General features: G+C 52.5%; 10 protein-coding genes. 4 read left to right on the top strand and 6 right to left on the bottom strand.

The annotated features are described in order from the left end of the window. Positions 1-69 precede the first annotated feature (69 nt). Positions 70-2,493, bottom strand: a complete 2,424-nt coding sequence (locus KKG35_11240) for a protein kinase (protein MBU1738701.1) — start codon at positions 2,491-2,493, stop codon at positions 70-72. A 37-nt stretch (positions 2,494-2,530) separates the two neighbouring features. Continuing rightward, positions 2,531-3,223: an FHA domain-containing protein gene (locus KKG35_11245; GenBank protein ID MBU1738702.1), complete on the bottom strand. Its 693-nt coding sequence runs from the start codon at positions 3,221-3,223 to the stop codon at positions 2,531-2,533. A gap of 623 nt (positions 3,224-3,846) precedes the next feature. Between KKG35_11245 and KKG35_11250 the strand changes: the two genes are divergently transcribed. After that, positions 3,847-5,355, top strand: coding sequence for an HDOD domain-containing protein (locus KKG35_11250; GenBank protein MBU1738703.1), 1,509 nt, complete (start codon positions 3,847-3,849; stop codon positions 5,353-5,355). A 159-nt stretch (positions 5,356-5,514) separates the two neighbouring features. Here the strand turns inward: KKG35_11250 and KKG35_11255 are convergent, their stop codons facing one another. After that, a complete protein-coding gene (locus KKG35_11255; protein ID MBU1738704.1) occupies positions 5,515-6,795 on the bottom strand; it encodes a M48 family metalloprotease in 1,281 nt (426 codons plus the stop codon). Between the two features lie 19 nt (positions 6,796-6,814). Next, the gene (locus tag KKG35_11260; protein MBU1738705.1) at positions 6,815-7,174 is read right to left on the bottom strand and encodes a hypothetical protein; all 360 of its coding nucleotides are present in this window, start codon (positions 7,172-7,174) and stop codon (positions 6,815-6,817) included. Between the two features lie 107 nt (positions 7,175-7,281). On the opposite strand from KKG35_11260, the gene recN reads away from it, so the two are divergent. Then, a complete protein-coding gene (gene recN / locus KKG35_11265) occupies positions 7,282-8,997 on the top strand; it encodes a DNA repair protein RecN (GenBank protein ID MBU1738706.1) in 1,716 nt (571 codons plus the stop codon). An 8-nt stretch (positions 8,998-9,005) separates the two neighbouring features. Then, the gene (locus KKG35_11270; protein ID MBU1738707.1) at positions 9,006-10,040 is read left to right on the top strand and encodes a thiamine biosynthesis protein; all 1,035 of its coding nucleotides are present in this window, start codon (positions 9,006-9,008) and stop codon (positions 10,038-10,040) included. A gap of 8 nt (positions 10,041-10,048) precedes the next feature. On the opposite strand, the gene KKG35_11275 is transcribed toward KKG35_11270, so the two are convergent. Continuing rightward, the gene (locus tag KKG35_11275; GenBank protein MBU1738708.1) at positions 10,049-10,435 is read right to left on the bottom strand and encodes a response regulator; all 387 of its coding nucleotides are present in this window, start codon (positions 10,433-10,435) and stop codon (positions 10,049-10,051) included. A 235-nt stretch (positions 10,436-10,670) separates the two neighbouring features. On the opposite strand from KKG35_11275, the gene KKG35_11280 reads away from it, so the two are divergent. After that, the gene (locus KKG35_11280; protein MBU1738709.1) at positions 10,671-11,921 is read left to right on the top strand and encodes a response regulator; all 1,251 of its coding nucleotides are present in this window, start codon (positions 10,671-10,673) and stop codon (positions 11,919-11,921) included. 172 nt (positions 11,922-12,093) lie between these two features. On the opposite strand, the gene KKG35_11285 is transcribed toward KKG35_11280, so the two are convergent. After that, positions 12,094-13,707, bottom strand: a complete 1,614-nt coding sequence (locus tag KKG35_11285) for an EAL domain-containing protein (protein MBU1738710.1) — start codon at positions 13,705-13,707, stop codon at positions 12,094-12,096. Between the last annotated feature and the right edge of the window lie 42 nt (positions 13,708-13,749).

Here is a 13,749-nt window from a genome sequence, read left to right on the forward strand (position 1 = left end):
AAATTTGTTTGCAGGCTCTTTCCCGCCGGATTGAAACCGCACAGGGTGACGGTTGGTTTTTACGGCAGTTCAGGGGAAAGAGAGTTCATTGACAAGCGTGACCAGAACGATTTTCCCATTCCGGCAGCCCGCCATGAATATATGGGGCCGTGGCCCCCTGGCCAGACAGCAGATCCCGTCTCCCCGGGCATCGAGGCTGAAGGTGGATTTCCCATCCTTCAGATCAAGAACCTCGATGATATCGTTCTCTCCTCCGGTGATCGCGTTTCGGTTGTCATCCAGGAGAAGGGTGTTAGCCGGGTGTCGTTCGCCCAGTTCACTGGACCTGATTATTCTGCCGGTAACGGTTTCTACGGTACAGAGTAAAGCATCTCCGCCGGTCGAAAGAAAATAACGGCTGCCCGGGTTTTTGCTGAGTGACAGGACCGGGGCCGAGTGGCCGGAAATCTCCCGCGTGCTCTGTTGGAAGGGAGGCTGCCAGAAACTGAGTGTACCATTACTGCTGCCTGCAGCAAGAGAAGAGGTGTCGTTCAGAAAAAGCAGGGAGGTGACTCCCTGCTCCTGATGGAAGGTTTTGAGCGGCCGTCCATTTTCAATTGAATAGAGATGAATCGCGCCATTTTGACAGGCTGCCGCGATGTTTTGCGAGATATCGTCAACGGCGATGGCCATGATCGGCGAGTCGTGGGCGATGGTGATCTCCTTTGCCGTGCTTTCGTTCGGGAGCAGCGTGATCTCCCCGTTCGCCGAACCAGTGACGAGATGTCTGCCGTTGGGGGTCAATACCATACAACAGATTGCGGAACTCTTTTCCCTGACAACTTTCCTGGTCTTTCGGCCGAGATCCCAGGTGAGCAAACTGCCGTCTCGGGTGACAAAGAAAATGGTTCTGCTGCCCGGAACACAGGCGAGACAGATCACCGGTGCATCAGACCCCGGAAGGGTGTTCAATCGCTGGATCCCGGCAATGGCCCCTTTTGTTCCCTGTTGCAGAAGGTTTTCATAGGTTCTGGAAAGGAACCGGTCTTTAATGAAATATCGGCTTTTCCAGGTGGTGATCAGGGTTTGTGCGCATTCAGGAAACCGACGGTTTTTCAGATGGCTCTCAATGGTGTTGCGTACCGACTGGAACAGCTGGTTTTCACGGTAGACCTCGGTCGAGTTGGGGGGCAGGCATAGTTTGAACTCCGGGAATTGCGGGTTTTCGCCTTTGCCCCGTGATCTGGCCCATTTCTTGAGTTCGGAAACAAGTGAAGAAAGGATTTTCGGTGAACCAAGCCTTTTGTCGGCAGCCTCGAGGGATCTGATCAGGCGTGAAGGAGCGGTTTTCTGGTTTCGCCAGCCGTAGAGGGCCAGATTGTAGATCGCTTCAATCAGATTGTCGTTCAGCTCCAGAGCTTTGTGAAGGTATCTGCCGGCGCCTTCGATATCGTGCAGTTCGAAGAGAGAGACCGCATGATTGTTGAGGCTTTCCGCTCGCAGGTCGATTTCGTCAAGCCTGGCAAAGGGGCAGGGGACCCTGAAAAACTCGCTGTAGACATCGGTCAGTTCCTGCCGCAGAACTGAGAAATCCTCGAATCGTTCCTCAGGATCATAGGCGACGCATTTTTTCAGAATATTTTTGAGCGAAACGGATAATTCAAAATTCCTGTTGCCGGAGACCGGTTCAGGGATCGGCAATTCGATATCATTTCTGGCGAAGGGTTTGGTACCGCAGAGCATCATCCACAGGCAGAGGCCGAAAGAGTAGATATCAGACCTTTTGTCAACGAGATGGGTATTTATAAACTGTTCCGGTGACGCATAACCCGGGGTCCCCCTGAATCCCTCGGTGGTTTCGGAAATGGCGGGTTGAGTTTTTTTGGATAAGGGTTCTTCGGCTGCTCCGGACCGTTGAAGATCAAGAACTATCCCGAAATCGGTGATTTTCAGCAGCGAATCCTGGGTGATCAGAATGTTCTGGGGTTTGATGTCCCGGTGAATGATCCCTTTGGAATGGGTGAATTCCATGCCGTGACAGAACTGGACGGCCAGGGAGAGGATGTTGCGCAGGTCGCCGAGTCTTCCCGATTGGATCCACTGATTCAGGCTCCCGCCATTGACATATTCGATAAAGAGATGGGGAATGCTGTTGAAGGAGAGAACATAATAACAGGTTGCAATGTTCGGATGCATTCCCATCCTGATCCAGGCGTCGGCTTCCTTGAGGATTCTGCCAGCTGTTTCGCTGTCTTCAAGGAGTTCGGGGCGGGGGGCCTTGATGGCCATTTTGATTCCCCAGCCGAGGTGCTCACAGATGAAGACGTGACCCATGGCGCCGGACGCTTTCTCGCTGATCAGGTAGCGCTCAAGAACAGTGTCGCCGATTTTCCAGGAGACCGAAGGTGGTTCGGAAGAGTCGTCCGAAGGAGGAAAAATTCCTGGTTGTGCCGTTTCGCCAACCCGTTCAGGTGGTGTAATGAAGCGGGTGAAAAAACGGGAAATCTTTTTCAAGGCAGCGCCTTCCGGGGTCTTTTATTCCAGTCGCAGTCTACTCAAATCTCATGGAGTTCTTGCCGGCCATGATAATGTCTCCCCGGTTCAGGGGCTGTTCGGAGGTGATCGGGGTGCCGTTGACCCGCGTTTTTGCCCAGGTGACTTGAGGGATAATATGGAAGCCGTCTTTGCGCCTGCTGACGAAGAACTGGGTCCCTCCGACAAACCAGCCGGAGATAGTGATGTTGCAGCCCCGGTCCTTTCCGACCTTGATGCTGTCGAGGCCCTTGAGCGAGAGTGAGGCGGGGGATCCTTTTCCTTCGATAACGGTCAGGGTTGGCTCATTTTCCCGGGCGACCTGCTGGGAAATGTTTTTTGATTTCCCGCTGACAAAAATCGTTTCATCGTTGTTGTCCATGCTGGCGGCTGAGGAAGCCGAAACCTCATCGGCATTGAGACCGGCGGTAGGTTTGAGTAGGAATTTGCCGACTTCGATCACATCGGTCATGTTGATCGGAACCGCAGACTCAATCCTTTCCCCGTTCACTTTGGTACCGTTCAGGCTGTAGTGATCAGTGATGTAATAGGTCCCGCCTTTCAGTTCGAGAGACGAGTGCTGTCGGGAGATAGCGGTGTTGTCGACCTGCACATCCGCGTCACTTCCCCGGCCGATGGTCAGGCTCTGGCCTTCGCTGATCGTGAAACGTTTGACGATCCGATTATTGAGCAGTATGGCCCATTCATCCATGTTTGTTGACTCCTTCGGGCAAATAAAAATTGTCTTGGGTCAGCGACCCGCTTTCCTCTTTCAAAATTATCATAAAATACCTGCAAAAACTAATTAAAAAAACAAATGATCTCAGGTTTCAAGCGCCGGTTGGAATTATTTCGCCAGATGAATTTTCTATGCCTGTTGTGGTTTACCGGGTGATAAGGCCCGACCGGTTTCATAGATCACTGGCAGGCAACGTGATCTTCTGTGAACATGCAGAGCGAAACACATTCCCCGCAGCTTGAGGTAGACGACTGCAAAGTGACTCGGAGTGTCGCAGATAAGCGCAAGACTTCGAGCTCCCCTTACCGGAGTCTCACGCTGATCGTTATCTGCTGCGGGGTTAGTGAGCGAATCTGATGTAAGTAACCTTCCATACGGAGGTTTCCCGTGACTCGCAGTCGCACTCCGTTTGCTATCTGCCGCGGGGAGCTTCAATAGAGCAAAAACGTTTTGGCCAATCTCGCGAAAGGATGATCTGGACCCTGATCATTGGTTCTCGTGGTGTTTTTATTCTTGAGTTCTCATCTTTTACAGTGATAGACTTTCCTTAAGAATCCATAGATAAACATCATCAGATTTTTCCTGACAAGGGGTATATGACGGACCAAACCGGGCAGCAGCCATCGGAACAGCTGGCGGAAATTTTCTCAAGAATCAATATGAGCGAATTGCCGGCCATGTCCAATAATGTCCGGGAGCTGATATCCCTCACTCATAGCAGCAGGAGCGCCGCAAACGAGCTTGCCAAGGCTATTCTCAAAGACTACTCGTTGACCAACAAGGTTCTCCAGGTTGTCAATTCTGCCTATTATTCATTGGGCCAGAGGGTTACTTCCATCTCGCGGGCGGTGACTGTCCTGGGTCTTGATGCCGTGCGGGATCTGGCCATGGCCATTGCCCTCTTTGAGGATTTCCTCAAGAGCGGGGTGGACAAGGATGGGATTTCCAAGGTGCTCACCAAATCTTTTCTGAGTGCCCTGCAGGCAAAAGAAATCGTTGAAAAGAAGAAAATGAAGGTCTCCAGTGAAGAGGCCTTCATCTGTTCTCTTTTTCATAATCTGGGTCGTATCATTCTCTGCCTGTATCTTCCTGATAAATATTATGAAATCGAAGCCATGGTCGCCACCGGGGTTTCTGAAAAAGAGGCTGCCCGAAAAGTGCTGGACGGAGTTGATCTTGATACCATCGGCATTGAAGTGGCCAGATTCTGGAATCTTTCCGAGAAGGTCGTCGGATCCATGGAGAGCGACCCGGAAGTTCCAAGTACGGCCAATGATGAACGGCTGGTCCTGAAAAATATCGCTTCGTTCAGCAACAAGGTCGTTGACCGGGTCTGCTGCGGCCAGGATCTTGAGCCGCTCCTTGCCAGATATGGACAAATCATCCGAATAGACAAGGAGGAAGCATTCAAGATGATTGACCGCAGTATTGAAGCCTCTGAAGATGTTTCGGATTCAATGCGCTTCGGGCTTGCGAAACTGAAGATCAGAAGCCGTTTGCGGGGCATGGAAAAGGGAGAGCCGCCTCCCGGTCCGAAAAAGCAGGAGGGGGGCGACAAGAAAGAGCTGGCGGAAAAAGAACTGCCGCCGCTGCCGGTCAGCAATGATAAGTCAGTGAACGATTTTGTCAGGGAGATCACCGAAACCCTGACCGGGGATTTTAAGCTGAACGACTTCTATCTGAACCTGCTGGAAGGGCTTTACCGCGGGATCGGTTTCGACCGGGTGATTCTGGCGATTGTCAGCCTGAAGACTGCGAACAAGATCCTTGTCGGCAGATTCGGGCTCGGTGACATCTCCCAGTCGCAGGTTGCCGGTTTTACCCATCCGCTGGTTTCCGACTACCTGATGTCTGAATGTCTGGCCCGGAAAAAGGATGTCACCATTTCCGGGGACAGTCCGGGCGCTTTTCCTGAAAATCTGAGGCTGCTGGTAAAGGGAAGGAGGGTTTGTCTGTTGCCCTTGACAATCAACAACAAACCCATCGGTATGATTTATATGGACCGATTGGCCGGACGGCCGGAGTTAACCGAAGAACAATATCGATCGGCAAGGCTGCTGCGGGATCTAGCGATCATGGCCATTCAGAAGATGATGATGCGGTAGATTGAACATGCACAGCGAAACGCATTCCCCGCAGCTCGAAGTCTCACGCTGCTCGCTATCTGCTGCGGGGTTAGTGAGCGAATCTGATGCAAGCAACCTTCCATACGGAGATTCCCCGTGGCTCGAAGTCTAGCGCCTATCTGCCAAGGGGAGCTTCAATCAGAGCTTTTCAAGTTTTTCGACGTTTCCGAGCATTTCCCTGGCTTTCACCTTCAGAGGGTCATCGGCGGGTAACTTCTTGATGGCCTCATTCAGATGATATTTCGCATTTTCGGTGTTCCCCTCAAGGAAGCTTAAAACACCGGTGTGGTAATGGCTTTTTCCCAGCAGGCCCCTGGTGGCGTAATTCTGGCTCAGGTGGTAGTGGAGGCGGCCGAATGCAGGGATGCGCCTCAGGAGCTCTTCGTACAGTTCGATGGCCCGGTCGATTTTGCCTTCCTGCTCCAGGGTCCGGGCGAGATGATATCCGGTGAATGCATCGTCCCGGTCTGCTTTGCGGGCCTCTTCCAGCAATGACAAGGCTTTGGCATGGTTTCCCTGGCGGGAGAAGATCACCGCCAGGTCAGCAAGCAGGACAGGTTTATCCGGATAATGGTCGATGACCTCCTGAAGGTATTTCTCGGCGCTGCTGAAATTTCCCTCTTCAAGACTTCCCAGGGCAAGTCCGTAATGGGCCATGAAAGAAGGGTCTTTTCCCTGTCTGATCTGCTGCCTGAGACGGGGCATGATTTCCGCAGGGGATTTGATGGTGCTCAAAATCCGGTAGCGGATCCGGTGAAAAGAAAAATCCTTTCTGCCCCTGTCAGTCTCTATTATTCCGGAACTGCTGAGGAGGTCCTGAACATATCCCATCCTCATGGCCGGATCTGGATGGGTAAGCAGGTAGGGTGGCACCTTGCCCATTTTCAGAATCGAGATGCGGCGCATTTTGCTTAACATGCTCAACATGGCCCAGGGGTCTCTTCCCATGGCAGTCATCCAGGTAAAAGCCATCCGGTCGGCTTCTTCCTCATTTGCCCGGCTGAATTTAAGGTTCATGGAGGCGCCGGTCGCGAGGCCTCCCGCAATAACCGCCTCCGACATCGGGCCGCCTCCCATGGCGATTCCTGCCAGGACAAGAGCCACGGTGCCGATATTGACTTTGGTGGCCTTGTCGATCCGGTCGGCGATATGCCGATTGGCGACATGGGCGCATTCATGGGCGAGGACACCGACCAGTTCGTCCTCGTTATCCATGTGATCTATGAGGCCGGAATGCATGAATATAAGCCCGGAAGGGGCTGCAAAGGCGTTGAATTCCTTGTCGTCGATGACGAAGAACTGATAGTCGAAGAACTGGGGCCCGGCCACTTTAAGAACTTCGCGGCCGAGTTCACTGATGTATTGAACGACGTCGGGTTCGTCGACGAGCTTGAACGCTTTGCGGACCTCACTCATCATTTTTTCTCCGACTTTGCGTTCATCTCCAACCGAGAATGCCTGCGGAGGAACGAGCAATAGCGGCTCGGCAAGGATGACGGTCAGAAAAATCCCGAGAATGATGCAACTGAATCCTGCCGGGAAGTATGGATGTCGGGATCGGGAGATCATTTTTACTGAAGTAGAGCCTCTGCTGTGTTGTTCTTGCTGCTATAAAAGTTTTTTCCTTTCGCCGGAATGGAGTTGCGACTTTGCCGATTGATGCCATCTGCTGGAAGGGACTTTGCCGGGAATTTGCACATTCTTTCACTATAACGCGCAAGTTTCGTAAAAGCATCACCTGATTGAAGAAACGTCCTGCCTGCGCTTCCTGTAATGATTCCTGAAAGTCGTTGTCCATTCGCTTCATCCGCCCGGTATCCGGGCCGCGCATCATTTTGAAAGGAATCGCTTTCTGGGAATATCATGGCATATTGCAATCTTTAATGAATGAGGTATAGAAGAGTCATGCTGATCGAATTGAAGATAAAAAATCTGGCCCTGATCTCCTCGCTCGACATCGGATTTGGTGATGGCCTGACCGTGATGACCGGGGAGACCGGTGCCGGAAAATCCATTATTCTCCAGGCCGTGAATCTGCTTTATGGCGAAAAAGCGGCTGGCGGGTGGGTGCGAAACGGAGCGGAGAGCGCTGTTGTTGAAGCGTTGTTTTCTTGTGCTGAAGGTTCTCCGGTTGTCGATCTGCTCGTCGGGAACGGTTTTGAAGGCAGTGAGGAGGTCATCCTGAAGAGGGTTGTATCTTCTAAAGGGAGCAGTCGCTATTATATCAATTCCAGTCTGGCAACGGCCAAGGTGGTGGGGGAGATTGCGGAAAATCTGGTCAGTATCGCAAGCCAGCATGATCACCAGCGCCTGCTCTCACCAGCCTACCAGCTTGATTTCATAGATCTTATCGGCGGGCTCATGCCGCTGCGCAATACGATGGCGGAAAAATATGGAGAGTGGCTGGAACTCAAAAAAGAACTCGCTTCGCTGCTGGCGCTTGAGAAGGACAAGGAACAGCGGCGGGACTTTCTTTCCTTCCAGTATCGGGAGATAACCGATGCCGGGATCCGTCCCGGCGAGGACGAAGAGCTTGAGGTGCTCAAGAACCGTCTTCGGGCATTCGAAGTGCTGAGAACTCTGGGGGGGAGGAGTCATGAACTTCTCGACGGTCAGGTCAACGATTCCCTGGCAGAGGTGAGAAATGATCTTGCCCAGATGGCGTCCCATGATCCGGGGATTCAACAGCTTGCCGAGGAATTCGCTGATCACAGTTTCCAGATAGAGGAGCTCTCCCACGGTTTGCGGAATTATCTCGATAACATGAGCGATGATCCGGACGAACTCGATGGTGTAACCGCCAGGATCGATCTCCTGCAGAAACTGAAAAGAAAGTACGGCCCGACCCTTGAAGAGGTTGTCGCATTCGGCGCCCGGGCGGAAACTGAACTCCAGGGGATCACCGACCTTGACGAAAGGATTGGCGAACTGGGAGCACAACTGCAGAAGGCGGAAATGGGTATGCTGTCATGTTGCCGTGAGCTATCCCGGGCGAGACGCAGCGAGTCGGTAAAGCTGGCCGAATCCGTGACCGTGGTGATGAAGGAGCTTTGTCTTGAGAATGCTGATTTCAGGGTGGAATTCACCGCCCCCGAGGAGCAGGAGGTTTCGGGGATAACTGCCTGTGGTTGGGACAGGCCGCAGTTCGTATTTACGGCCAATCCGGGTGAACCTTTGAAGCCGGTTGCAAAAGTTGCTTCAGGCGGCGAATTGTCCAGATTGATGCTCGCCCTGAAGAGCATCCTGGCCAGCCATGATCAGGTTGAAACGGTTATCTTCGATGAAGTTGATGCCGGGATCAGCGGGAAAACAGCCGAGGCGGTGGCCAGAAAAATCCGGGCACTGTCGGCCCACCATCAGGTACTCTGCATCACCCATCTTCCCCAGATCGCTTCGGGGGCTGGGGCGCATTTTACGGTCAGAAAAACCGTGGCGGAAGGTAGAACTCACACCACCATTACTGTCCTTGACGACACTCAGCGGGTTGCCGAACTCGCCAGGATGCTCGATGGCGATTCGGTTACCGAGCAAACCCTTTCCTACGCCCGAGAACTGGTTGGCAGGAATAAAGCTGAGTTGAGCAGCTTGCCTGCTCGTACGAAACTTATGCCCGAAGGGTGAGAAAATAGATGAGCAGGGACAATATCAGGGCCCTGGCCCTTTTTTCCGGGGGGCTCGACAGTATTTTGTCGTGTCGGGTCATTATGGAGCAGGGTATTGAGGTCATCGCCGTACGCTATGTGACCCCTTTTTTCGGTTATGAGCTCCTGGCGCGGGAAAAAGAATATGCAGCTGAAACCAGGGAGAAATATGGGATTGATCTTCTCCTGCGGGACGTGAGTGGAAAGTATTTGGCGATGCTCGGAAATCCGCCTCACGGTTACGGTAAAAATTTCAACCCCTGTGTGGATTGCAAGATTCTTCTCGCTGCGGAATCTCGAGCGATGATGCATGAGATCGGCGCTTCATTTATTATTTCCGGTGAGGTTCTCGGGCAGAGACCGATGTCGCAACGGCGTGACACCCTGCGCGTCATCGAAAGAGATAGCGGGTGCGAAGATCTTCTTTTGCGGCCCCTGTGTGCCAGGAACATGACTGAAACCCTGCCGGAAAGGATCGGCATGGTTGATCGCGGAAGGCTGCACGGATTTTCCGGCCGGTCCCGGGCTCCGCAGATCGAACTCGCCGCCTCTTTTGGAATCACCGATTTTCCCAGTCCGGCCGGAGGGTGTGTGCTCACGGACCCGATACTCGCCGCGCGGATTGCCGCCTTCTATCAGCGTTCTCGGGCGGTCTCGGTTTCCGATGCAAGGCTCTTGCAGATCGGCAGGCATTATTATCTGCCTGGAGGAGGCTGGCTGGTGATGGGGCGTGATGAGGGTGAAAACTCGAAGATCCTCGCTCTTGGCGAACCCGGCGATCTTGTTCTGGAAACCGTTGACTGGCCTGGGCCTTCCGGGCTTCTGCGGGGCGGCACGGTTGATGATCATGAGAGGGCCGCAGGACTCCTGATCCGGTTCAGCAGGAAAGGAACGGGGCGATCCGGAGCCTCGGTGGCGCTTAAGAAAATCTCAACCAACGGAAATGCGGTCCAGGTGGAGACTGCCAAGGTTCCGCCGCTTTCGGACCAGCTGTTTGAAGAAATCGCACACCCGAAAAGGTGATGGTACGCCTAGTTTTCTTCCAGGACCTCTTTGACATGGCTGGAGAGAGTCTTTCCCGAAAAAGGTTTCATGACAAATCCTTTTTCGTAATCCGGGATGGTCTGGCCGCCGTTCATTGAAGGCCTGAGATATCCCGACATGAAGATCACCTTGGTCGAGGATGATTTTTCAATTAAATTCTCGGCCAGTTCAACCCCGTTCATCTTCGGCATGATCACATCAGTCAGAAGCAGATCGATGGGCTCTCCGTTTTTTCTCGCAACCTCCAGAGCCTCAACACCGTTTTCGGCCACCAGGATTTTATGCCCCAGATGCTCAAGGCACTCTGATGCAATATTTAAAATATCCACATCGTCGTCGACGATCAGGATCGTCCTCACCTTGGTTTTATTCACCGGCTCTCCCCCGTTTAATAATTTTTTCTCAGGCTCAAACTTTAAGTTAAACTATACCATAATATTGATTTATAATATCATTGTCCATCAGTTGGGTGCTGATAATTTTGCGGGAAAAGCCCTACGGTCTGTAGGTCTTTACCTACACCATTTCAGGTTCTCCCTGTTTGCGATGAAGAAATGCTCTTTTTCTTTGTCGCGTGAAAGTTAAGAGGGCAGTTGTGAGGGAATCGGCATGAAAGAAGGTAGTTTACCCGTGCCTCCCAGGGGACGGGTGCTGATTGTCGATGATGAGGTGAGCCTCCTGAATCTTTTGTTCAGGATGATAGAAGGTTTCGGCTATCAATGTCTGAAATGTACTGATGGTCTCGCTGCGGTACGCATTCTGGAAAAAGAACGGGTTGATGTGGTTCTCACTGATATGGTCATGCCTGAAATGGGGGGGATGGAGCTTATCGTCCACTGTCGCGAGAATTATCCGGAGACCGATGTGATCGTGATGACCGGCTACGGGCGAAGGTACAGCTATACCGATGTCATTAAGGAAGGCGGTGTTGATTTTATCGAGAAACCTATTGATATGGACGAGCTTCAGGCCAAACTGCAGAGGGTCACCAGGGAACAGCAAATGCGAAACGATCTCAGAAATGAGATCGCAGTAAGAATCATGGCTGAAGAAGAGCTGAAAAAACACCAGCTGCAACTTCATGTACTCATTGATGAGCGGACCAAGGACCTGAAAGAGGCGAACAGGCTGCTTGGTGTTAAGGTTGAGGAACACCGGCTGGCGGAAGAGGCCGTACGCGCCTATGCCGAAAAGATCAAGATTTTTGCCTATTCAGTTTCCCACGATCTCAAGACACCGGCCATCGCGATCAACGGTCTGACCTCTCTCCTTGAAAAGAGGTATCTGGAGGGCAATCGTGAAAAAGTGGCGGACATCTGCAGGCAGGTGAAAGATTCATCCGAACAGTTGCTGTGCCTGGTGGATAACATCAATCTTTTTATCAAGGCCAAGGAAAACCCGATTGTTATCGAAGATGTTCCACTGGAGAAACTGTTTGAATCGATCCGCCGGGATTTTGCTGCGGAGTTTGAAAGGAGAGGTATCTCCTGGGGCACCGAATCCGATCGGACTACCGTAAGGGCCGACAAGCTTGCACTGACCAGAGTGTTCCGGAATTTTGTCGATAATTCTCTCAAATATGGCGGTGAGGCGCTTTCCAGGATCACCCTCAGCTGCAGGACTTCAGATTCATGCCATACCTTTTTTGTTCATGATGATGGGGCCGGGGTGGGTGACGACGAGAAGGAGTCGATCTTTGAACTGTTCAGCCGCAGCAGAAAAGCGGCAACTCACACAGGTACGGGGATGGGCCTTGCCATTGTGAGGGAGATTGCCGAGAAGCATAACGGCGCTGCCTGGGCCGAGCCGGCATCCGGCGGAGGGACCAACTTCTTCTTTTCCATTGACGCTTCACTCTGATCTTCAAGCTGCTTGCTTTTCTGTTGACGGGTCATACCCAGAACCTCTTGTCTCTACATGGAAAGCGATAGGTTTTAAACCCTCAATGGAGCCAGGTGTTCGTTAATCACGCGTTTCCGGTGAGCAATTTCTCCCTCGGCTCGCTGTCTCCCGCAGGTGGATCCAATTTGTATCAGGCGCCATTTTTTTGTTTGTCCTTTTGTTTTTCGTACCAGAGAAAAAGGTCGTCCGGCGGCAGGGGATGGCTGATGTGGAATCCCTGCAGGTAATCGCAGCCGAGTCTTTTTAAAAGGACCCCTGTCTCGTGATCTTCAACTCCTTCGGCGACCACCTGTCTGCCGATATTATGTGCCATATCAATGGTTGATTTGACAATGACCGCATTGTCTTCGTTGGACAGCATATCAGTCACAAAAGATTTATCTATTTTTATTTCCCTGGCCGGGAACTGGCGCAGATACTGGAGAGAAGAGTACCCTGTACCGAAATCGTCGATGGCGAGGCGAACACCGAGTTTCTTCAAACTCTCCACGACCAGGGCCACTCTTCCAGGGTCGGCCATGATGCTGCTTTCGGTTATTTCCAGAGTCAGCCTGTCGGGCTCGATCCCCCATTTATCCAGTGTCGCCTTGACCTGGCCGGGAAAATCGAAGTCGTGCAGATTCTTTACCGAAATGTTGATGGAAATCCCGGTCTTCATCGCACTTTCCCGCCACAGGGAGTAGTGTTCGAGCGCCTTGTCGAGTACAAAATTTGTGAGCGGTTTGGAGAGGCCGGACTGTTCGATAAGCGAGATGAATTCATCGGGCTGGATCAGCCCTTTTTTCTCGTGCTGCCAGCGGACCAAAGCCTCAATGCCGCTCAACCTGCCGTCCAGGACTGAGATCTGCGGCTGAAAATGGAGGATGAGGTGACCGCTTTCGATCGCTTTTCGCAGCTCACCCATCAGGATGAGACGGTCCCAGGTGGTCCTGTTTTTTTCCGGATTGAACAGGCAGTAGTTCACCTGGTTGCGTTTGGCCTCGTACATGGCGATGTCGGCGTGCTGGAGCAGGGTTCCGGTATCCTGGCCATGTTCCGGATAGGTGACGATGCCGATGTTGACCCCCACGGCCAGGTTGTTGCCCTCAACCTGGAAGGGCGGGGTAATGATTTCGGTTATTTTCATCGAGACTGCTTCCGCTTCCTCGACACTGGTATCTGGGAGAAGAAGCGCAAATTTGTCACCGCCCCAGCGGGCGAGGGTGTCACATTTTCTGACAGCCTTGCTCAGTCTTTCCGAGACTTGCTGCAGAAGATAGTCGCCATAGAAATGCCCCAGCGCATCGTTGATCTCTTTGAAGTTGTCCAGGTCGATGAGGAAGATGGTGAAGGTATGTTCCGATCTTTCGGAAAGGAGGACCAGCTGGTCGATTCTGTCCTGCAGGAGGGTGCGGTTGGGCAGGTCGGTGAGGTCGTCGTGGAGGGCCCGGTACTTTTCCTGCTCGGCCATTCTGAGGATGTGATTGATGGCGGACTGGGTCTGTCTTACGACCGCAGCGACAAAGACCCCGCCGCCGAACATAATTAGTGACACGATCACATGGATCGATTGCAGTTCTCCGGTTTTTAGGATCAAGGACCCGTACAAGCCATATCCGCCGATAAACAGCAGGATCAGGATTCCCAGGATGCGCCAGACGAAGGTGCCCGGATGGTCCTGCCGGCAGAGCCTGCGGGTGGGGAACAGGCTTGCGAACAGCAGTATCGCGCCGAGGTAGACGAATATAAGTGAAAGGAATTTCAAATCAATACGCTTTCATGACCTGGGATTTGTGGGGTCAATTTC

It is taken from the genome of Pseudomonadota bacterium (assembly GCA_018823285.1).
Taxonomy (GTDB): Bacteria; Desulfobacterota; Desulfobulbia; order Desulfobulbales; family JAGXFP01; genus JAHJIQ01.

What these genes read in the sequence shown, in the direction of transcription:
- KKG35_11270 (MBU1738707.1), top strand. Translation starts at nt 9,006, where the DNA reads ATGAGCAGGGACAATATCAGGGCCCTGGCCCTTTTTTCCGGGGGGCTC.
- KKG35_11255 (MBU1738704.1), bottom strand. Translation starts at nt 6,795, where the DNA reads ATGATGAGTGAGGTCCGCAAAGCGTTCAAGCTCGTCGACGAACCCGAC.
- KKG35_11250 (MBU1738703.1), top strand. Translation starts at nt 3,847, where the DNA reads ATGACGGACCAAACCGGGCAGCAGCCATCGGAACAGCTGGCGGAAATT.
- KKG35_11245 (MBU1738702.1), bottom strand. Translation starts at nt 3,223, where the DNA reads ATGGATGAATGGGCCATACTGCTCAATAATCGGATCGTCAAACGTTTC.
- KKG35_11260 (MBU1738705.1), bottom strand. Translation starts at nt 7,174, where the DNA reads ATGGACAACGACTTTCAGGAATCATTACAGGAAGCGCAGGCAGGACGT.
- KKG35_11280 (MBU1738709.1), top strand. Translation starts at nt 10,671, where the DNA reads ATGAAAGAAGGTAGTTTACCCGTGCCTCCCAGGGGACGGGTGCTGATT.
- recN (MBU1738706.1), top strand. Translation starts at nt 7,282, where the DNA reads ATGCTGATCGAATTGAAGATAAAAAATCTGGCCCTGATCTCCTCGCTC.